A 21,023-nucleotide genomic window follows, 5' to 3' on the forward strand; every position below is an offset into this window, starting at 1 on the left:
AGTACCTTTAACGATCAAAGTTAAAGGTTACGACGTTTATTGAAAGGATTGAATGAGTCGATTTAAAGACGCTTACATTCAATCTAAGGTAACGCAACCGATACTCAAGGAATTGGAGTCGAAACTGGTGACCTTGGCTGATGAAGCGCTATACCAGTCAAAAAGTAACGGACGAAATTGTTTTAGTAGCAATGACATTTAGACTCCACCGTCACCGGTTAAGGTAAAGGTAGGTTGGTTGCCAATTTCCTGCACTTATATTGTAAGCGTCTAATTAAGCGGTGAGGCCTTATTTGGCCTCATCGTATTCCATGTCCCAAGGCATAAGATTGGTGAGATCATCTTGAGGGAGGCGAGTAGGGAGCACTTTAAACAAGTATGCGATTTTGTTCTCTAACTCAATGACTTCCTCTGCTTGAGTGTCGACCGTCTTCTGGAGTGCGCTGTTCTTTGTTAACTTATCTCTCCTTCCTACTTATCCCTCCCTTCTAACACCAGCCCACAGTTTTTATCAGGACAACCGGCTTGTTGCTTGTAGCTGTTGATCTGTGGTCGTATCGTTGATCATACTAATATGGCGTAGCGATAAACTTTTGCCTTCAAAATATCGGCCTCTAAAATCTATGTCGTCAAAACCTGGGCTTCAAACTGGTGCCTGAGCAAATGTTGCCCAACTAAATGATCAAACAACGAGACTTTGACGTAACTTACTTATTTAAATGGTATAAAATAGAGAAACAAGGAGGAGTTATGACTCGACTAATAGCAATTGTATTTTTATTGGCTTTGGCGTTTGTACTGTTTCGCTATCGGACCAATGAAAAAGTGCAAAAAGGGGTAGTGATCGTGATTGTTGGCAGCTTCCTTTTGTATACTGCGAGTTTGATGATTTCAGAGTTAACTCGTTGAACTGATATTTTGATGTTAGTTACCGTGTAACGTAATTTTATAATGGGAGTACCCGCAGTGAACCAGCAATCTGGGCAAAGCGAACAAGATGAAGTAGTCGTGATTGAAGAGCGAGATAAGCGCAGTCAGCTGTATATCGGCATTAGTGCTGTTATAGGCCTAGCGTTAGGTGGTTTGATCGGATCGACAATTACGGCGTCGAAGTGGGAATCCACTTATCAGGTACTAGAAACTCGTTATCAAGAGCTGAATGATAGCAAAACACAATTACTGACTTCAGTGGACGCTAAGGTGGCCAATGTCGATACAGAAATCGACGAGAAAGTCGCTTCCGCTTTGGAGAAGCAGGCAGAAGAACATCAAAAAGAATTGCAGGAATTAGCCAAACAGTCTGCGGTGTTAGAGAAAGCAAACTATTCGTTAGAGCAACAATTGAACGAACAAAAGCAAACGCTAGAGGAAACTCAGCAAAACAATCAGAAATTAAACCGTCAGGCAGACATGCAGTCAACGTTGTTGGAACGCTCACGTGAAATTTTCCGCAAAGAACTGCAAATATCGCAAGAGATTAAAAAACTCGAAAAAGAAAGAGACGATCTTGAACAAAACCTCGAGTCTTTGAAAAAAGCATGTGATGTTTTCTTAGATGGCACATCATGGGATGCCAAGTCTGACGCGTGTGAGAAACAAGATAACGCGAACTCGCGCCTCAGTGATATCAGACAAATGATTGAAGTACACACCATGGATCTCAAGCAAATAAAAACACTCACTGAAGAGATGGGCTTGTAAGGCTGAGCGAGGAAGCCAACCAAGAGTTATTGGATAGAGTCGAATTAGTCTCTGTTTGACAGCCAGTATTCGAACGCCCACATCATACTCATGATGTGGGCGTCCTAATTATTCACTATTTCTCATAGGTTTTAATTTCACCTGATTTCACGCGAGCAACAAAGGATTGCAGCTCTTTCTTCACCACAGGCATCAAGAAGTACAGTCCAAGAATGTTGAAGATAGACATCGCAAAGATAGCCGCATCAGAGAAGTCGATTACCGCACCAAATTGAATTGTGGCACCCACAACAACAAACACACAAAACATCACTTTAAAAATCAGTTCAGTGGTTTTGCCTTCACCAAATAGGTAAGTCCACGCCTTTAGGCCATAGTACGACCAAGAGATCATGGTTGAAAATGCAAACATGATAACAGCCAGCGCGAGTGTGTATTTAAACACTTCTGCCGTTTCAGTAAACGATGCAGCAGTAAGCGTTACACCCGTTAAGCCAGATCCATCGAATGGACCCGTATTCAGACCTGCGATAGTGATCACCAATGCAGTCATAGTACAAATAACTACCGTATCAACGAATGGTTCTAATAGGGATACTAAACCTTCGGTAATTGGTTCTTTTGTTTTTACTGCTGAGTGGGCGATAGCTGCTGAACCTACACCGGCTTCGTTTGAGAAGGTCGCACGCTTCAGGCCTTGGATTAAGGCACCAATAAACCCACCTACAACCCCTTCACCAGTAAATGCTCCGGTAAAGATTGCACTGAACGCAGGACCAACTTGATCAAGGTTAGAACCGATAACAATCAGAGCCATACCGATATACAGAGCAGCCATCCAAGGAACAACTTTTTCCGTTACCGATGCAATTGAAGGCATACCACCAACAATCACGGAAAAAACTAAAGCTGCGAGTACAAGGCCAGTGATCACACCGTATTCGCTCGGTACATCAAATGCGTAAGTTAACATGGCATGTGCTTGGTTCGCTTGGAACATGTTACCGCCGCCCAATGCGCCTAAAATACACATCAGTGCGAAACCAATAGCAAGCACTTTACCTAGTCCGCTTAAACCTCTTTCACCAAGACCTTGGCTTAGGTAGTACATTGGACCACCTGAAACAACGCCTGACGGTAAGATAGTTCGGTATTTGACACCTAAGGTACACTCACAAAATTTAGAAGCCATACCTAGAAGGCCACACAAAATCATCCAGAATGTCGCGCCAGGACCACCAATGGCAAGTGCAGCGCCAACACCGGCAATATTACCAAGCCCAACAGTGCCAGAAAGCGCTGTTGCTAAAGCTTGAAAGTGAGAAACCTCTCCTTCTTCTTTGGAGTTTGGGTCGGTATATTTACCTTTAATAATGTCTATGGCCATGCCGACACGTTTAAATTGAACAAAGCCAAAATAAACAGTAAAGATAATCGCTGCGCTCAACAGCCAACCCACAATAACGGGAAAGTTTGCTTCCCCTATCGGGACACTTTTAAAGATAAGCCCAACGAACCAGCCCGTGTATTCGTTGAAAAATCCATCAACACTTTGACTTAAGTTGCTGATAGTTTCATTGAATGATCCCGTCTCTTCTGCAAAAGCGCTGCTACTAAATAATAATATAAACCCTAAAAATAGTTCACGTATGTTTTTCATGGTTTTCCCTGTCTTGTAATAAACTTCGTTTGTGATACTGAATTTCAATCTGTTTTTATTTCTTTCGACAACAAACAAGGTTGGAGCGAGGTCTAAACACCAACAATGCTCACGCCTTATATGAAAATCCTTTTAAAGATTGCACCATTAAGACTGTGATATTGACCATTGCAAGTCATGCTGATGATCCTATACGCAAAATTGATAATATTAAAGTTTGATTAGCAATAATTTAACATCGGGTCGTGTTTTACCGCTATTTGTTAACAATTGTTTGTTGGTCAGTGGCGATTGCATCGTTAAGGCAGGGCAGCTCAAAGCGGTGGGGTGAACACCTTAATGTAATTATATTTTTGACCACTTACTTACTGTGATTGGTATAAGGTATAAATTCATTTGTAGAAATGATTCAGATAAAAAACAAAAGCTCTTTGTCAGGGCTTTTGTTTAATAAGTTGCTAGGGCGTGTTGTTCTTTCGAGCGGATTTTTGCAGCGAGTTGCTGGGTATTTATACAATACAGAGGCGTCGATGTGTAGCTAGCCTACATGAGAAGCCGATAACGTCGTAGAAATAACCAGTAAACGCTGCCCGAAGGGTTCGGCTAAAAGCGTTTACTCTTTGTTGAGGAGGATTTGCTTAGAATGATTAGGCTACTTCCCCCTCGCGCGATTAAAACGCTTTTATCTCGAACAAAATTCAACCATAAAAGGTCAACACGCCCTAGTGCTCAGTAAAGAGTATTGTCGATACGGTTATATCAAGCGATGCGTTTATTTACTCATTGACGAGGTGTGTTCATTTATTTGATTATTACGATGCCACAGCTTAAGCGCTAATAATGAGCCCCACAGAGCGGTTTGTCCCCATAACAGCGTCCACTGCGGCGCGACGTCTTGCCATGATGCGCCCATCTGATTAAGCGCTAAGAAACCTTGAATTGCTGGTGTGCTTGGGAAAATCTGGGATAACTGTATTAACCACTCAGGTATCATTTCAATAGGCCAGATAAAACCGGATGAAAATATCAGTGGCATTGAGCTGATTAATACCACAACCGTGACCAGTTCTCGTCTTGGCACTAACTCACCAATAACAATCCCTATGACACAGGTCGCCAGTAAGAAGGGGAGCAGAAAAGTTAAGAGTTGTGTGGCTGAGGCGAGCATGTTGATCCCATACATCGAAAAGCTTGCGCCGAAGTAGTACATAGATAACAGGTAGTAAATACCAACTAGGACACAACAACGAGCGAGCATCAGTTTAGCTGGGGAGGCCTTACTCCAATAACCAGCCGTTGATTGAGCGTTTTGTGTTGCGCCGAGCAAGCCTGAAGCCATGGCCAAGGTTTGCTGCAGAATCAATACAAATACGGCAGGAACCACATAATCGATATACCCCATTCTACTATTGAAGGTGGGTTTTAAATTTAAGCTAAACGCGCTATAGCCTTTAGCTGCCGATTCAAGTGGTACACCTTCGATTAATAAGTGACTGACTTTAACCTGCGCAGCGAGAGTGCCCCCAGCTTTCGCTAACCCTTCTACGATCGTACCGTACACCAAGAAGTAAGAGGCGTCACCAGCGTAAGAGAGTGTTGGGCTCTTTCCCATAAGCAAGCTTTTATAGAAGCCTTCAGGGATAACGATGAATCCCCCAATCTCTTGGTTGAGAACGGCTTGCTTGGCATCCGCTATCGTAGAGTCTCGACGTACCAAGTTGATTTGAGAAGTGGCATCAACCATGCGTTCTAATTGGTAACTGCTTTGACTTTTATCCAAGTTAACCACTGAAGCTTTCAGCTGTTGAGGCATTTGGTTCGCGTAAGGTAATGGGTATAAGAACGAATAAAACACTACGCCACCGAATACCGTTAGAAGAACCACGGAATTGCGAAAGACAGCTAATAGCTCGTGCTTAAGCAGCTGAGCAAAATTCATGACGTTAACCCTTGTTGTTCAAGCTTGATTAAGTGTCGTTTAATCAACAATATCACCACGAGCGCAGGAATCGCGTACCATAACATTGAAGTCAGGTTTAGCAGCGTCTGGTAAGCGCTTTCGCCATAACTGGATTGTGCCGTTTGTGCCTCAATATAATAACTTACGGGCAGTAAGTTTCTCCAGATCTGAGCAGCGAAGTTCATGTCTGTGACTGGAAAGGTGATCCCCATAAATGCGAAACTTGGCGCGGTAAAGGCACCAGCGAAACTCATTGCCCTTGCTGGATCAAGTGTTAAGAAGTAAAACAAACACCCCATAATGATGCAGCTGACGACGGTGAGTAGTTGAGTTACCGTCAAGACTGTAAAGCTGCCATTGAATGGCCAATCTAAGAACCGATAGAACCAAAAAATAAACGCAATACCAAACGCTAAAAACAGTACTAAGTAAGGTGTGAGTGCGGCTGTTAACGACCTTATTGGCGTGTTTGATAACCAAGCCTTGAAGCCACGTTCTCGAATGTTTGCTGCCAGAATCAGTATCGTGCCAACCACTATCATGATCTGCCATAGTGCAGGGATAACGGCAGACACCAAGAACTGTGCATAACTGCTGTTCTTATTAAACAGGGGAGTGATTTGGCTTTGTATCGTCACCGCCTGTCCTAATGCAGATTGCACCGTGGTATCGCCGCTTGAAAGCTGCTTCATAACTTCAAGTTGTGCGTCAAACGTACCTTGAGCCTGTAACAGTGCAGAGCTAACCAGTTTACCGACCAAGATAAATTGACTGTTGTAGAACACAGACACTTGTGGGTTTAGGCCTAGGTACAGATCGCGATCAAAGTGCTTAGGTATAACAACATAACCGTAGATATTTCGTTTGACCATTGCCTTTGCCGCTTCGCTAGCTGAACTGTATTTCTCCGTCACCTGTAGGGTTGGAGAAGCATCGACTAGGCGCATGAACTGCTGTGAAATTTGACTGTGTTCTAGATCGACAACTGCAACGGGTAAGTCGCGAGCAATGCCTTGTGAGAAAATTAGCCAAATGCAGGCTGCAAGAAGTAGAGGTATCCAAGTTAGGCACGACAACAACCATTTGTCTTTACGGACTATCGTCCACTGCCAGCGCAAGGTACTGGTTGCTCGATGCTGTTCCGAAGAGCTAGGCTGTTTCGAAGATCTAAGCTGTTTCGGAGATCTAAGCTGTTTCGACGATGGGCCACTTTTCGATAATTGATCATCTTCCGATGGTTGTCCGTCTTCTGTTAATTGAGAGTGAGTCGCCATAAATTACCTAAAGCTCAACCACAAGGCTCATACCCATACGTAGTGTCTCGTTTGTGTCAATTGGGCGAGCTTCTACTTCAAAGGTGCGTAAGTCGAAGCCTTGTGCTGCGTCTGTTGAGCGCCAAGTTGCGAAATCACCCATCACGGCAATATGTGTCACTTGGAAAGTGAGTGATTTACCTAAAGCTGGCAGGTATGCCTCAAATTGACTGCCTTTGTTGAAATGTTTGAGTTGATCTTCACGAACGTTTAATACGGCCCAAGCATCATCAGTATCGATAACTGTGACGACAGGGAAGCCTTGCGGCGCTAACTCACCACTGCTTAACATCACTTGAGCCACTTCACCAGTGAACCAACTGTGGATCTGAGTGTCTTTTGCGTAAGCCTCGACTTCTGCGACTGCGCCCGCTGCCATTAGTGCCTTTTGAGCTGCGGCAACTTTGGTTTCGTCACGCACACCTTCTTGTGCCATTTGATACATTTGAAAGGCTGCGCTTTCAGTGTATTTGGCGGCTTGCCATTGTGTCTTAGCTTCATCGCGTTTTTGTTCTGCGACGACACCATCGTTATAGAGGTTATTCACTCGCTGATACGTTTTGTCCATGAGATCAGCGGCGGCTTTGGCTTTAAGCCACTGATCTTTAGCCGCGTGAATTTGTTGGGTTCGAGCACCTTTCTCCGCTTCTTGAGCTAAGGCTCCAGCGGCTTTTTCGCCTGCCTTTGCTTGCTCTAACTTAGCGTCAATTTCTGGGCTAAGAAGAGAAAAGATCAATTCGCCTTTTTCAACAGAATCGCCTTTACGTACAAAAATCTGGTCAATTCTGCCTGGGACTTTAGACGAGATACTGTATTGCTGTGCGTCAATTTGTCCTTGAATCCTTATGGGTTGAGGCTGATAAGCTTGGTAAAAACTGTATCCGATCCAGCCTGTAACGCCAATGCCAATCAAAGCTAGAAGAAGGGGCTTAATAGGTTTCATGAATTATCCTTTTGATTGGCTATAGGTGTCTGTTTTTGAGTCGAAATCAGATGGAACTGAGGACGTTAAGTAACTTGAATAAGCATTCATTTCACTGGATAGCGCTAAAAGCTTATTAAGAGAGATCAGGTACTTGAATCGTGCTGCCGATTGCTGGGTCTTGATGCTTGCGAGGTAAAGTTCCGCATCAACAACTTCTAATGAGTTAGAGAGTCCTTGCGTGAAGGCCTTTTTGCGCAAAGATACATTCTCTTGAGCCAGTAAGAGGCTAGAGTCAAGGCCTTGAACTTCCTCTATGGCTTGTCTTGCTTCAAGATAGGTCTTTTGCACCAGTACGGTTAAGTCTTGCTTCGCTTGTGACTTGAGGAACTGAACTTGAGATACTGCGCTATGAGCGGCAGCCACTTTGTCGGAGCGACCTGAGGTATCAACTAGCGGTACATTAACCCCAATACCGACTAACCAATCAGGCTTTAATTGACTAGCCAGAGAGTCGTCTTCGTATAGGTTGTAATCACCGTATAAATAAACCTCTGGGTAGTATTTACCTTTCTCGGCTTTAATTAAGCTGCTCGCTTGTTTTTCTTTGGCATCGAGGATCTTCAGGCCAGGGTAGGTCATGAGTGTTTGATCAATGAACACATCCATATCAGGAAGGTTCTTGTTGATGAACAGCTGCTCAGAAGGTTCGACACTTTGGCTTTGGCCCAGAATCTGAGTCAGTGCCAGTTGAGCAATTTTGAGATCGTTTTCGGCTTGCGTGCGTTCGACCATCGCTTTGTCTAATGACGTATCTGCTTGCAGGCGTTCGACGCGGGCGATCTGCCCTTGTTGCTCAAGCTTAATCGCGAAATCACGGTGCTGCGTTAAGCCTGCTTCAACGGCTTGACGAGTTTTCACAACGTCTTGCGCTAAAATGACGGAGAAGTAGTATTTACTTAGGTCTTCATAGCGAGCTTGCTTTTCCATCAACATTTGACTTTGTGCTTCTTCGCTTTGACCTTCCGCGGCATTCTGCGCTGCGCTAATTCGACCACCAGTAAATATGGGCCATACGACGCGAATCGAAGAGCTAAAGATGTCTTGCTCCGCAATGGTAGAAGTCACACCACCAAGTCCATTTAATATTGGCTGGAGAATACCTAAGTTAGGAACATTACTTAAGCTATCACCAAATTGCTTACCATTGAGTGTCACGTCACTATCAAGATGAGTGTAGTTGGCACTTAGCGTAACCGAAGGAAGGTTAAGGCTACCGGTAGCATTTTGAAGGTGTTGGTAACGTTCGACATTGGCTTGTTGGGCAGCAAGAGCGTTGTTGTTCTGTTGCAGTATTTGCCATGCTTCCGCAAAAGAGAGCGGGGCAGCATAACCTGGCGACGTCATCGCGCTAAGAAGAACGCTAGCAATCGCAAGGTATCGGAATTTCGGTTTGGTCATCTGAATTAAATACCAATTAGAGTATTAGCTCTAATATTAGCAGTTGGGTATCTATTTGTCTCGAATTGATTTGCTATCTGAATTGATTTGTTGTCAACACTAGAGAGCTAAGTCTTTACGGATTACCTCATCAAGAGACAATTAGATATAAATAAGATTGAGCAGTGTGAATGTCAAGGATAAGCAAGTGCTTAAAGAGCACACCTCTGTAGTGTGCTCTTTAAGTTGAGTTTAGAGGTCATTTTACAAAAAATGCAGTGGTTTACTTAAAGCTTGGACAATGGTGATCGGCGCGCCATACCAGTTGTCTGGAACCTTGCATCGTTTGTAATAGATCTCTGCCTGACATTTGCGGGAAAGCTAACAATACTTTGAGATCAAGAGGAGAATTATCGCTCTTCTCATAGGCTCTCACATGAGTAAAGGTAGATTGTAAATTTTTGAAAAGCATAGCCCTTGTAAGGCAGATTCCAAAATTATCGCGTTTCATTGCTTGGTTTCCTTTTCAACAATGTTTGTACGTTATGTTTTTTATCCTGTATCTATTGGCCATTACCACTCGTTACGACACCTTACTTATTGGTGTTTGTTCACTGAGGGCGATTTTTACGTATTATCTGTACTGCCTGCTTGTCTCAATAGCCTTGTATGAGTTGATCTCAATGAACACTATTGTTTAAAAGACTTGATGACGTTACGTGTGCCGCTACCTAGTGATTTCTTAGTAGGTTGCCAATAGCATTTGCCTTTTTGAACATCTAAATTATCGGTCTGAAACCTGTGATGTATCGCCTGACAATAATAAATCGCTGCATATGCAACTATTATAATTGTATTTGTTGTAAACAACCTAAAAAACACCTAAATGCTTAGTGATCTAGGTCAATATTTAGTCGTTTATTTTGATGTTTAAGTCAATTTAATCTAAACCGGGCAGTGGTTGGAGTCGATTAAGATAAAGGAACATCAATTAATGGTTTGCTCAATTATTGAGCGCTGGATAAGCGCTGGATTACGAGATACAAAAGGTGTTGGTGTTAACTTGGTATTGGTATTGGTATTGGTATTGTGTGTCGTTATCTTCAATTGAAATATGAGGTGAAGTGCCAAACCAGTTGAGTAAGTTAGTGTCCGTTTATTTGTCATCTATCATCATTCACTCCACCGACCAGTTACCTTCTTTTCTTGACTACAATGTTGGAGGATGACGTTTTGCTGATATTTAAGCCTTTATCTGCTGGGTGATTGAGTAGAATTCGTCCGAAGTGAGTCAATATTTAATCGAATGCTTTCACAGTGGTTGATGTAAATCAAATACTCATAGACAATACGCCACCGAATAGAGGTGATAGCACTCACCCTCGTTGATCAAACGCATTCTCAAGGGTAATAGGTAGTCGCTATTGATGTAATAGCCAAGACCTATTATCTATTTTTGTATGTCGCTGATACCTTTTGCGAATACTTAAAAACCTTGTTTTTATAGGAAAGATGATGGTAATACCTGAAAACAGCAGCATCGTGATTTTTGGTGCGTCGGGAGATCTAACTTACCGTAAGTTAATTCCTGCTTTGTATCATTTGTATGCTAGCAATCAAATGCCAGAATCCTTTACGATTCTTGGTGTGAGCCGTACTGAGTACAGCGATGAGTCTTACCGTGAAAAGCTGAAAAAGTCTCTTCAGGAAATGGAAAAAACTGAGCCTGAATCGCTGGATGCATTTATTGAACATTTGCATTATCAAGCGATCAACACGTCAGATGTAGATGACTACGCGCGTTTAGCACAACGTCTAGACAAGCTTGAGCAAGACTACCAATTCGAAAACCATAATACATTGTTCTACTTGGCAACGCCGCCAAGCTTATACGGTGTGATTCCAGCAAACCTTGCTGCGCATGGCCTTAACGATGAAGCGAACGGCTGGCGTCGTCTGATCATCGAGAAACCATTTGGTTACGATTTAGCATCCGCTCAGGCGTTGGATGAAGAGATCCATAATTACTTCCAAGAACACCAGATCTACCGTATCGACCATTACCTTGGTAAAGAAACGGTGCAAAACCTACTAGTGCTTCGTTTCTCAAACGCGATGTTTGAACCACTGTGGAACCGTAACTTTATTGAGTACGTTGAAATTACAGGTGCAGAGTTCCTTGGCGTTGAAGAGCGCGGTGGCTACTACGACGGTTCTGGCGCTGTGCGCGATATGTTCCAAAACCACCTTCTACAAGTACTAGCGATGGTTGGTATGGAGCCACCGGCTCAAATCAATGCCGATTCAATCCGTGACGAAGTGGTTAAAGTGCTGCAATGTCTGAAACCTCTAGACGAAGAAGACTTGCGTAAAAACTTGGTGCTTGGTCAGTACACCGCATCAGACGTTCGTGGTCAGCAATTGTTAGGTTACCGTGAAGAGCCGGGTGTCGCGGACGACTCTCGTACTGAAACGTACATTGGCTTAAAAGCCTTCATCAATAACTGGCGTTGGAATGGGGTTCCTTTCTACGTGCGTACTGGTAAACGTTTACCGACACGTGTGACGGAAATCGTGATTCACTTTAAGAACACACCGCACCCAGTATTTGGTCAAGACGCTCCTGAGAACAAACTGATTATCCGTATCCAACCAGATGAAGGTATTCAGATGAGCTTTGGCTTGAAAGAGCCTGGAGCTGGTTTCAAAGCAAAAGAAGTGAAAATGAACTTCTCTTACTCTGATTTACCTGAAACTCAGATGCTAACCGCTTATGAGCGCCTGCTTCTTGATGCACTAAATGGTGATGCCACTCTGTTTGCACGTACTGATGCAGTAGAAGCTTGTTGGAAGTACGTTCAGCCAATTTTAGATTTCAAACAAGATCCTCAAGCACTGTTTGGCTATGCTTGTGGTACTTGGGGCCCACAAGAAGCGGATGAACTTTTGCAACGTGGTGGCCGAGCATGGCGTTTCCCATGCAAAAACTTAACAGATACGGATTACTGCGAACTATGATCAATCACAAGATCTTTGCAACGCCTGAACTGGTCGTTGAAAACTTAGCAAACGAAATGAAAGCTTACAGCGAGCACGGTAAACCTGTACACATTTCACTGTCTGGTGGTAGTACACCTAAAATGCTTTTCAAGTTATTGGCTCAAGCGCCATACGCAGAGGGTATTCAATGGAATAACCTTCACTTCTGGTGGGGCGATGAGCGATGCGTGGCACCGGATGACGCGGAAAGCAACTTCGGTGAAGCAAATACGCTACTTTTCTCAAACGTGAACCTTCCTGCTGAGAACATTCACCGTATCCGTGGTGAAGATGAGCCTAAAGCCGAAGCTAAGCGTTTCGCACAAGAAATGGCAGATGTGATCCCAATCGAAAACGGAACGCCAGTATTCGACTGGATCTTGCTTGGTGTTGGCGCTGATGGCCATACCGCTTCGCTATTTCCGGGCGCAACTGACTATCAAGATGAGAACTTATCAGTATTAGCTTCTCACCCAGAGTCGGGTCAAATCCGTGTTTCTAAAACCGCTAAAGTTTTAGAGGCAGCAAAACGAATCAGCTACCTAGTACTGGGTGCAGGCAAGGTTGATATCGTAAAAGAAATTCATACAACACCTGCTTCAGAGTTGCCTTATCCGGCAGCTAAAATCCAGTCTAAAACTGGTGAAACAGAGTGGTTCCTAGATTCAAGTGCAGCAAGTGCTATCGCATAATCGCGACTAGCCGCAAGGAGATATAAATAATGAAAGGTGATATCGGTGTAATTGGCCTAGCAGTAATGGGCCAGAACCTTATCCTAAACATGAACGACAACGGCTTTAAAGTTGTTGCTCACAACCGTACTGCTGCGAAAGTAGACGAGTTCCTAGAAGGCCCAGCAAAAGGCACAAATATTGTTGGTGCGTACTCTCTAGAAGAGCTGGTTGAGAAGCTAGAAGCGCCACGTAAAGTGATGCTGATGGTACGTGCTGGTGCTGTTGTTGATACGTTCATCGACAACCTAATTCCACTTCTAGACGAAGGCGACATCATCATTGATGGTGGTAACACGAACTATCCTGATACCAACCGTCGTGTTGTGCACTGCCGTGAGAAAGGCATCCACTTCATCGGTACGGGTGTTTCTGGTGGTGAAGAAGGTGCTCGTTTTGGTCCTTCTATTATGCCAGGTGGCGCAGCTGAAGCATGGGAAGCGGTTAAACCAATCTTCCAAGGTATCTCTGCAAAAACTGACGCTGGCGAGCCTTGCTGTGACTGGGTTGGTAACGACGGTGCAGGTCACTTCGTTAAGATGGTACACAACGGCATCGAATACGGTGACATGCAGCTTATCACTGAAGCATACCAGTTCATGAAAGACGGCCTAGGTATGTCTGCTGACGAGATGCAAGCAGTATTCGCTGACTGGAACAAGACTGAGTTAGACAGCTACCTAGTTGAAATCACTGCAGACATCCTTGGCTACAAAGATGAAGACGGTGAAGCGCTAGTTGAAAAGATCCTAGACACAGCTGGCCAAAAAGGTACGGGTAAGTGGACTGGTATCAACGCACTAGACCTAGGTATCCCACTGACTCTAATCTCTGAGTCGGTATTCTCTCGTTGCCTGTCTGCTCTTAAAGACCAACGTGTTGAAGCTGAAGCATTGTTTGAGAAGACAATCACGCCAGTTGAAGGTGACAAGCAAGAGTGGGTTGACGCACTACGTCAAGCGCTACTGGCTTCTAAGATCATCTCTTACGCTCAAGGTTTCATGCTAATGCGTGAAGCGTCAAACGAAAATGGTTGGGACCTAAACTACGGTAACGTAGCACTAATGTGGCGTGGCGGTTGTATCATCCGTTCTGCATTCTTAGGTAACATCCGTGATGCGTACGAAGCAAACCCAGACATCGCATTCCTCGGTTCTGATGAGTACTTCAAGAACATCCTGCAAGGCAGCCTAGCGGCTTGGCGTAAAGTATCAGCGAAATCTCTAGAGTCTGGTATCCCAATGCCATGCACGATTTCTGCGCTATCTTTCCTAGACGGTTACACAACGGCTCGTCTACCAGCGAACCTGCTTCAAGCTCAGCGTGACTACTTCGGTGCTCACACTTACGAGCGTACTGACCGTCCACGTGGTGAGTTCTTCCACACAAACTGGACAGGTACAGGCGGCGATACTGCATCTACAACTTACGACGTATAATCGTTCGCTAGATTCAGTTCAGAGCGTTTCAGTTTGAAAACTGTGAATGATAAAAGGATGCCTATTGGCATCCTTTTTGTTTTTGGCGGTAACCCCGGGAGTATTAGCGATAAATCTAGGTTGGTATAGCTTGAATCCGAGCGTTAAATGACCGTTTTGAAATTAAATCAAAAGAACGATAGGATAACCTCCGTGCTTTATGCCATCATAAAGGCATAACTAAAGGCAATGGATATAATGCCTACGTGATAGAGCTAAAAGTGGTCAGTGATGACGATGTTTTAGCGTATATTCAAGGCCGTGAGCTGCCTTGAGAAAGGTAATATTATGACTGAAGAAGAAAGAATCGAACTGCAACAAAATAACCCACTGCATGGCTTAAAGCTGGAAACCATGATCACTGAATTAGTGGATCATTATGGTTGGGAAATTTTAGATGCAGCAATGCGTATGAACTGCTTTAACACCAAGCCAACAGTAGCAAGTGCCGTTAAATATTTGAAGAAAACCGAGTGGGCTCGTGAAAAGGTGGAAAATTTCTACCTGTACCGTTTTAAGCGTATGCCTAAAGCATCAGATATCGAATACCAGATGCCACCGCGCTCGCGTACATTCCGCCATGGTTTAGAGCCTAGAGAGCCGATGGAACTCACGGTTGAGTCGATTCAAGCATCACAAGCTAAAGCTGCATCTGCATTTAAAGAGCGCCGCGGCCGTAACGGTCGTAATTTTCGCCGTTAAGAGCTCAAGAAACGATAAGCATAAAAGGAGCCAAAGTGCTCCTTTTGTAATTAGTCCGATTGAAACCGTTAATGGCTAGGCTTCACGGTTCTTGCTTTGATTCTTCCAAATATCAGAGAGATAAACAACAGCGCTAACAAGCAAAAATAACGCGGATACCGAAAACAGAGCGGGCATCTTTAGGAGCCACGCGAAGGTTGCTGCAAGAAAAGCGACAAAGCAAATGAGCCTGCTTGATGACATAACATGACCGAGTTTAGTATTCATAACGTCTCCCTCATAAACCACATTTTCTACAAGGCAATTATCCCACTTCTCATGAGCAAAAGGCTAAAAATTAGTCTAAATTCTTATCAAATAAACTTATTGAATGACTCGCGTCACACATTTTATGGTGTCTGTTTTATGATCAAAAAACGTATTGCTGTGAAGTGACGAGCTTTGCTTCTTTTATTTAATTTTCTTAATCTTAGAGCGAGAGTGCTGCATCTAGTTGGCATAAAAGAAGTATGCGGTAATGAAAAAGCTCGCGATGATCACCGCAGTACGCACATGTTGCTGAGGGATACGACGAGAGATTTTTGCTGAATAGTAACCACCAACCAATGTCCCGAGTAAAACCGCGCTGCCTGACGGCCAATCTATCGACCCATTAATGACAAAAAATACAATTGCGGCGAGCGAAGCGCACGCCGATACCAGTAATTTGATACCATTCATTACGTTGATGTTGGTGTAGCCAGCAAGTGCCAAGTAGCTTAATGTCACGATCCCCAAGCCAGCATTAAAATAGCCCCCGTAGATACAGACAATCAAAAGCAGTAAAGCTGAAAATAATGCGCCTGCGCTGGTGGCGTGCTTATGCTTTGCGGTCGCGTGCTTAAGCCATTTATTGAGCGTGCCGCCAAAGGTAAATAGCATAGTTGCGAACAGTAGCAACCACGGTACGGACTGAGTAAATAGTGCTTCTGGTGTATGCAGCAGCAAAAATGCCCCAATGCCACCACCCATGATGCACAATGCAATGATCCGTTTGAGCTGACGAGTACCAGATTGAATTTCATGGCGCAGCGCATACGCGCCACTGATATAACCCGCGCAGGAAGCAAATGTATTGGTTGCGTTGGCCACGATCGGAGGCACTCCTGCAAATAGTAGAGCAGGGAAGGTGATGAAGCTACCACCACCTGCTATGGAGTTAAGTACGCCGCCAATCACTCCCGATAAGAAAAGAACCAACCAATCCATAGTTTTAGATCCACTACCTAAGATGAAGCAATACCATACTCGATTTTGTTAATAATATCAGTGATATGTATTTTGGATCGTTGGGAGTGTGAGTTTACTAGCCATATTTATGTATCAGGATTTTGGTAAGACTCAAATTGAAAAGAGCAAAATGCTCTTTTCAATAGATAATGAGTGGCAACCGATGTGGCTTGATGAGCTATTCTCGTTCAAACAGTATTGAGCTTTTTAGTCGCTCTGTAGCGCTATCGAAATCAAACTCCTCTAAAGCGCTTTCCAGCGCCTTAAACTCCCAAGTAGACATTCCAATGAGATTGCTGTCTTCAATATTAAGGATGATGTTGAGTGCCTCAGTATCATCATTGACCACGGCGTCGAGTAGTTGATGGTAGAGCTCGGCATTGGCTTGGGGTGGTATCGAATCTTTGGTGGTTAGCTGTTCACTGGCAGCGCGATTCAATGAATCGGCGTGAGATAACGCATCGACTATCTCACCGCTGAGCGCGAGTGTGGCTTTGATGACCTGATCTTTTAACTGGCTATCATTGAGATTGGACTCTAGCTTTTCACACAATACATGTAAGTTACCAGCCTCTAAGTTACCGGCTACACCCTTGAGGGTATGTAAGTAATGCTGTCGAGTAGGGCGTGATAGTTCAGCCTCTATAGTCTTTTGCTCAGAATAGGCGTCAACAAACCGCGTTAATAGCTTTACGTACAACGGGGGATTATTGTTAGCCCGAATTAAACCAGTGGTGAGATCAACGCCTTTGATATTGGCGAGAAGGGCATAACTGTCTGCTGATGTACAACTGTCTGCGGATGCGTGAAAGCCTGCCATATCCGAGGTATCCTGTTGTGGTACTGCGTTTGAAAACTGAGCGGGATGAGAGGGGGATACCCAATTGGCGAGCGTTGCAAACATTGAACCCACGTCGATAGGTTTAGCTATGATGTCACTCATGCCGCAGTTGAGGGCTTTCTCTTTGTCCCGCTCCATGACATTCGCTGTCATTGCGATGATCGGTATGTCGTGATCCTTTAGTTGCTGACGAATGTATTGGGTCGCCTCATAACCATCCATTATTGGCATTTGGCAGTCCATCAAAATACCATCGAAAGGGGCATCGTTCGCAACCGATTGTTGATAAAACTCAACAGCACGTTGCCCATTCTCGGCGATGGTGACGTGAATTTGTTGGCTCTCTAACAGCTCAGTGGCTAATTCTTGGTTTATCTCATTGTCTTCAACCAGCAAGATGTTCGCTCCCGCGAGCTGTTGAGCGTTGGCAAGCTGTTTCTGCTGCTCTAATTCACTACGGGAAACTCTGTCTGAATCGAAACCATAAAGTGAGATGATAGAATCATATAGATGGGAAGAGGTTATGGGCTTGTCTAGAATGCAGGGTACTTCAAAGCCTCTTTGCTCAATCACCTCAGCAAGCTCTTCTCGATCGTAAGCGGTCAGCATCATGATTTTTGGCATCTTGCTTAATTGCGGTCGGTGGTGAAGCGCATCCCCGTGGCTGAACGATTGCCCATCGTTGAGTACAGAAAGTAAGTCTACACCGTCTCGCTTGGGCATTTTCCAGTCAGAGATAACTAAATCAAATGGCTTGTTTTGAGCGTTAGCGGTATGCAACTCAACTAAAGCCTCATCCACCGAAGAACTGAGTGTGGGTGCAAGTTTTAGTGATTCTAGAATGTCACCGACGATTAACCGAGCGCTGGCGTTATCATCAACCACGAGCACTTTTAGATTATTAATCGACGCCGGAACCACCACTCGTTGTTGGGTGATTGCATGGCTAATGCGTGTCGAGATAGAAAATGAAAAGGTTGAGCCTTTGCCAAGTTCCGTGGAAACATGAATATCGCCTCCCATCAGTTGGCTCAGTTCTTTACTGATGGCAAGACCTAGGCCTGTACCGCCATATTTGCGAGTGGTTGAGCTGTCCGCCTGAGTGAATTTATTGAACAGCTTATCGGCTTGCGCTTGAGTCATCCCTATACCACTGTCAGAGACCGCAAAATTGAGCGTTACATCGTCGCCCTTCCTTTGTTCGACAGAGACTGAGATCTTTACTTCGCCTTTTTCTGTGAATTTTACGGCATTATTGCTGAGATTAATCAGAATTTGTCCTAGCCTTAATGGGTCACCAACCAGATTAGTCGGTACGTCTCTGTCGACTTGGATCAGCAACTCTAAGCCTCGGTCGGAAGCACGCAGACCGACCAAGTTGGTGATGTGAGCCAATACGTTCTCTAGTTGAAAATCGATATTTTCGATGTCTAATTTACCCGCTTCTATTTTAGAGAAATCGAGAATGTCGTTAATAAGACCGAGTAGGGCGTCTGAGGAGAGCTTTATTTTATTGATATAGTTACGCTGCGCTTTAGTTAAATCGGTTTTTAACGCCAGATAGCTCATCCCGATGATGGCGTTCATCGGCGTGCGAATTTCGTGGCTCATATTGGCGAGGAAGTCCGACTTTGCATGGTTGGCAGCATCCGCTTCATCGCGAGCTGAGGCAAGACTTTGCGCGAATGCTCCTAAGGCTGAATGCGCTTTGGCGGCGAGTAAACCCATCAACAAAATTATGACGAAGAAAATCACCCCACCGATGGCTAAATGGAAAGTCACGCTAGAAGAGTCTTTTACATTGACGCTTTCTAAAAGATGAAGTTGGGATACGAAATCTCGAAACTCTAAGAAGCTCTCATCCATCGCTTTGAATAGTTGGTGGCCTTGCATTTGTGAACTGACTAACTTCATAAATTGTGATTTATAAACACTGATATGCTCGTCAAAGCGGGTAATTTCTACGTTTGGTGCATACGAAGTTATAAGTCGTTGCGCATTACTAGATTTGGATTGCATCTCATTAATCACATGTGACACTTTGTCGGCGATGAGCTTCTGTTCCTTTGAATTTGCGAGTAGAAAATCTCGATTGAATCGATTTGAACGACTTAGTAGTGTATGAATAGCCAATAGGTCTTGCCCTATGAGCAATTGGGAAGAGAGTTCTGCTTGAGATTGAGACACTAGGTGATTAAGCTCCGCGACTTGGCTCTGTTTGGTTTGATAGAGCAAGCTAACGGAACGTGAGAATTCAGAGCCGCTCAGGGTGACTTGATTGATCAGGGATGTTCTTAACTTTTTCGAAGACGCAGGTGTGCCTTGCAACTGAACTAAGTTGGTGTAATAGCGATTTTTTGCTTTATCTACAATCTCTAAAAGTTGCTCTCCTTTGTCATTCAAAATCTGATCTTGTAACTTTGAAATGAGCTGTGAAGCCTTTTGCATCTCAAGTTTGACTAACGAATAAGTCTTTAGATTACCGTCGAGTAAATACTCTTTTTCAAGGTTTTGTATGTTAACAACGAGAGTGGCTAGTTGACTGGTTTTTAGCGCGGTGTTGGTCAGTTCTTCGCTGTTTAGTCGTAGCCCGCGAATTTTCTGACTGTTTTGATTGATTGCTTGATTGTGTAGATCTCTCATCTCTCGCAATAACTCTGTTGCGGCATTGGAGTGCTCGTCCATAAGCGTTCGAGTCGATTGGTTCAATTCAACAATATCGACATATTGCTTAAATTGAATTAAGTATTCAGTAAGCAAATTGATAGGAAGTGGCGCTGCATATTGGTCGACATAGTCATTGGCTAGCTCCACGGTTTGTTCTGCTTCTTGATTAAAGCGAGAGATGACTTGTTCGTTGTAGTTGTTGCTGAAAGACAACTCATAAACGCGGAGCTTATCGAGTGAAGTCAATAAGCGAGTACTGGAAGCATATTGTTCGACGCCGATGAAGCGATCGTTAAGATTGATCCAAGCACCCACCGCGACAGAAAAGACTACGATGGCCGCGACCAGAAAAGAAACTAAGATTTTTTTAGAATCAGAGGCAAATCTTGAAACAGTATTCATAGAGTACCTTGTATTGATAAAGTATCAGCGAACTTAGTGTTCTTGTTCATCAGTAAAAGAGTGTTTAATAGTGAGTATGTCATCGAGTTTGCTAATGAAAATAGGGACCAAATAGGGGTCAAAGTGCAGTCCTGCTTGCTCTTGTATTAGCGCTATCGCTTTTTCAATAGACCATGCTTTTTTGTATGGACGTTCACTGGTTAGCGCATCAAATACGTCTGCAATCGCGATAATTCGAGCACTAAGTGGGATATCGTCGCCGGAGAGTTGATGAGGGTAGCCACTACCATCCCATTTTTCATGATGATACAGGGCGATCTCTTGGGCGAGTTTTAGCAATTTAGAGTCGTTGTCTCCGATAATATCCCCGCCAATCGTTACGTGCGTTTGCATTATGGCCCACTCATCAGCATCAAGCTTACCGGGTTTGCCTAATATGCAATCGGGAATGCCAATTTTGCCTATGTCGTGCATGGGGGCCGCTTGAAATAAGAGCTCGACCCACTCTTCACTGACATCCAATTGCTGGGCAAGAATCTTAGAGTAGTAGCTCATTCTAACGACGTGCATCCCCGTTTCGTTATCCTTATATTCAGCCGCCCGACCTAGCTTACGGATGATTTCAAGTCGGCTCATGGCTAACGCTTCCGTTCTCTGTCTCACTTTAAGCGACAGCGCTAAATTTTGGTCATAGAGGGCTATGTGTGTGACCACGCGAGCCTTAACGATAGGAGGGCTGACAGGTTTGGTGATGTAATCCACAGCTCCCAATTCAAATCCTCGCTGCTCATCTACGACATCAGTTTTAGCGGTAACAAAGATGCCCCCTCTGGCAGGATAGTTGTCACTGTTAAAATTTACCCAGCATGGGCGGTAATGAGTGAACCTTGTCTCGTAT

17 protein-coding genes are annotated in these 21,023 nt (G+C 44.2%); 7 read left to right on the top strand and 10 right to left on the bottom strand.

Annotated features, from left to right (window positions below):
* The first annotated feature begins 52 nt into the window (after positions 1–52).
* The 3 genes from Q1A70_RS14025 (at position 53) to Q1A70_RS14035 (ending at position 1,701) form a co-directional block, all read left to right on the top strand.
* A complete protein-coding gene (locus tag Q1A70_RS14025) occupies positions 53–202 on the top strand; it encodes a hypothetical protein (protein WP_299692650.1) in 150 nt (49 codons plus the stop codon).
* A gap of 548 nt (positions 203–750) precedes the next feature.
* A complete protein-coding gene (locus Q1A70_RS14030; protein ID WP_299692647.1) occupies positions 751–909 on the top strand; it encodes a hypothetical protein in 159 nt (52 codons plus the stop codon).
* A 57-nt stretch (positions 910–966) separates the two neighbouring features.
* Entirely contained in the window at positions 967–1,701 is a 735-nt protein-coding gene (locus tag Q1A70_RS14035) for a chromosome partitioning protein ParA (RefSeq protein WP_299692644.1), read from the top strand.
* Between the two features lie 115 nt (positions 1,702–1,816).
* Here the strand turns inward: Q1A70_RS14035 and Q1A70_RS14040 are convergent, their stop codons facing one another.
* The 6 genes from Q1A70_RS14040 to Q1A70_RS14065 all read right to left on the bottom strand — a co-directional run bounded on the left by Q1A70_RS14040 (position 1,817) and on the right by Q1A70_RS14065 (position 9,507).
* A complete protein-coding gene (locus tag Q1A70_RS14040; RefSeq protein ID WP_299692640.1) occupies positions 1,817–3,361 on the bottom strand; it encodes an alanine/glycine:cation symporter family protein in 1,545 nt (514 codons plus the stop codon).
* A 772-nt stretch (positions 3,362–4,133) separates the two neighbouring features.
* Complete coding sequence (locus Q1A70_RS14045; RefSeq protein ID WP_299692637.1) at positions 4,134–5,300, bottom strand: ABC transporter permease; 1,167 nt, start codon at positions 5,298–5,300, stop codon at positions 4,134–4,136.
* Positions 5,297–6,595, bottom strand: a complete 1,299-nt coding sequence (locus tag Q1A70_RS14050) for an ABC transporter permease (RefSeq protein WP_299692634.1) — start codon at positions 6,593–6,595, stop codon at positions 5,297–5,299. The genes Q1A70_RS14045 and Q1A70_RS14050 overlap by 4 nt, the downstream gene beginning before the upstream one ends.
* Before the next feature lie 7 nt (positions 6,596–6,602).
* The gene (locus Q1A70_RS14055; RefSeq protein ID WP_299692631.1) at positions 6,603–7,577 is read right to left on the bottom strand and encodes an efflux RND transporter periplasmic adaptor subunit; all 975 of its coding nucleotides are present in this window, start codon (positions 7,575–7,577) and stop codon (positions 6,603–6,605) included.
* A gap of 3 nt (positions 7,578–7,580) precedes the next feature.
* Entirely contained in the window at positions 7,581–9,017 is a 1,437-nt protein-coding gene (locus Q1A70_RS14060; RefSeq protein ID WP_299692629.1) for a TolC family protein, read from the bottom strand.
* Positions 9,018–9,279: 262 nt separating this feature from the next.
* Positions 9,280–9,507: a hypothetical protein gene (locus Q1A70_RS14065; RefSeq protein ID WP_299692626.1), complete on the bottom strand. Its 228-nt coding sequence runs from the start codon at positions 9,505–9,507 to the stop codon at positions 9,280–9,282.
* A 1,004-nt stretch (positions 9,508–10,511) separates the two neighbouring features.
* On the opposite strand from Q1A70_RS14065, the gene zwf reads away from it, so the two are divergent.
* The 4 genes from zwf to Q1A70_RS14085 all read left to right on the top strand — a co-directional run bounded on the left by zwf (position 10,512) and on the right by Q1A70_RS14085 (position 14,946).
* A complete protein-coding gene (gene zwf, locus Q1A70_RS14070; RefSeq protein ID WP_299692656.1) occupies positions 10,512–12,014 on the top strand; it encodes a glucose-6-phosphate dehydrogenase in 1,503 nt (500 codons plus the stop codon).
* Complete coding sequence (pgl, locus tag Q1A70_RS14075; RefSeq protein WP_299692653.1) at positions 12,011–12,727, top strand: 6-phosphogluconolactonase; 717 nt, start codon at positions 12,011–12,013, stop codon at positions 12,725–12,727. The genes zwf and pgl overlap by 4 nt, the downstream gene beginning before the upstream one ends.
* A 29-nt stretch (positions 12,728–12,756) precedes the next feature.
* Positions 12,757–14,205 (top strand): decarboxylating NADP(+)-dependent phosphogluconate dehydrogenase, encoded by a 1,449-nt coding sequence (gene gnd / locus Q1A70_RS14080; protein ID WP_299692623.1) that lies wholly within the window; start codon positions 12,757–12,759, stop codon positions 14,203–14,205.
* Positions 14,206–14,532: 327 nt separating this feature from the next.
* Positions 14,533–14,946: a VF530 family DNA-binding protein gene (locus Q1A70_RS14085; RefSeq protein ID WP_299692620.1), complete on the top strand. Its 414-nt coding sequence runs from the start codon at positions 14,533–14,535 to the stop codon at positions 14,944–14,946.
* A gap of 75 nt (positions 14,947–15,021) precedes the next feature.
* Here the strand turns inward: Q1A70_RS14085 and Q1A70_RS14090 are convergent, their stop codons facing one another.
* From Q1A70_RS14090 to Q1A70_RS14105, 4 genes are all read right to left on the bottom strand, one after another.
* Positions 15,022–15,213, bottom strand: a complete 192-nt coding sequence (locus Q1A70_RS14090) for a hypothetical protein (protein WP_299692617.1) — start codon at positions 15,211–15,213, stop codon at positions 15,022–15,024.
* Between the two features lie 222 nt (positions 15,214–15,435).
* On the bottom strand, positions 15,436–16,194 hold the full coding sequence (locus Q1A70_RS14095; RefSeq protein WP_299692615.1) for a sulfite exporter TauE/SafE family protein: 759 nt from the start codon (positions 16,192–16,194) through the stop codon (positions 15,436–15,438).
* 199 nt (positions 16,195–16,393) lie between these two features.
* Entirely contained in the window at positions 16,394–20,125 is a 3,732-nt protein-coding gene (locus tag Q1A70_RS14100) for a response regulator (protein ID WP_299692613.1), read from the bottom strand.
* 33 nt (positions 20,126–20,158) lie between these two features.
* Positions 20,159–21,023: HD domain-containing phosphohydrolase (locus Q1A70_RS14105; RefSeq protein WP_299692610.1), on the bottom strand; the 865-nt coding region annotated here is incomplete at its 5' end.

This window comes from uncultured Vibrio sp. (assembly GCF_947488985.1).
Taxonomy (GTDB): domain Bacteria; phylum Pseudomonadota; class Gammaproteobacteria; order Enterobacterales; family Vibrionaceae; genus Vibrio.

Coding starts and splice junctions, on each gene's coding strand:
- pgl (WP_299692653.1), top strand. CDS start 12,011: ATGATCAATCACAAGATCTTTGCAACGCCTGAACTGGTCGTTGAAAAC.
- Q1A70_RS14085 (WP_299692620.1), top strand. CDS start 14,533: ATGACTGAAGAAGAAAGAATCGAACTGCAACAAAATAACCCACTGCAT.
- Q1A70_RS14095 (WP_299692615.1), bottom strand. CDS start 16,194: ATGGATTGGTTGGTTCTTTTCTTATCGGGAGTGATTGGCGGCGTACTT.
- Q1A70_RS14050 (WP_299692634.1), bottom strand. CDS start 6,595: ATGGCGACTCACTCTCAATTAACAGAAGACGGACAACCATCGGAAGAT.
- gnd (WP_299692623.1), top strand. CDS start 12,757: ATGAAAGGTGATATCGGTGTAATTGGCCTAGCAGTAATGGGCCAGAAC.
- Q1A70_RS14055 (WP_299692631.1), bottom strand. CDS start 7,577: ATGAAACCTATTAAGCCCCTTCTTCTAGCTTTGATTGGCATTGGCGTT.
- zwf (WP_299692656.1), top strand. CDS start 10,512: ATGGTAATACCTGAAAACAGCAGCATCGTGATTTTTGGTGCGTCGGGA.
- Q1A70_RS14090 (WP_299692617.1), bottom strand. CDS start 15,213: ATGAATACTAAACTCGGTCATGTTATGTCATCAAGCAGGCTCATTTGC.
- Q1A70_RS14040 (WP_299692640.1), bottom strand. CDS start 3,361: ATGAAAAACATACGTGAACTATTTTTAGGGTTTATATTATTATTTAGT.
- Q1A70_RS14025 (WP_299692650.1), top strand. CDS start 53: ATGAGTCGATTTAAAGACGCTTACATTCAATCTAAGGTAACGCAACCG.
- Q1A70_RS14030 (WP_299692647.1), top strand. CDS start 751: ATGACTCGACTAATAGCAATTGTATTTTTATTGGCTTTGGCGTTTGTA.
- Q1A70_RS14100 (WP_299692613.1), bottom strand. CDS start 20,125: ATGAATACTGTTTCAAGATTTGCCTCTGATTCTAAAAAAATCTTAGTT.
- Q1A70_RS14065 (WP_299692626.1), bottom strand. CDS start 9,507: ATGAAACGCGATAATTTTGGAATCTGCCTTACAAGGGCTATGCTTTTC.
- Q1A70_RS14045 (WP_299692637.1), bottom strand. CDS start 5,300: ATGAATTTTGCTCAGCTGCTTAAGCACGAGCTATTAGCTGTCTTTCGC.
- Q1A70_RS14060 (WP_299692629.1), bottom strand. CDS start 9,017: ATGACCAAACCGAAATTCCGATACCTTGCGATTGCTAGCGTTCTTCTT.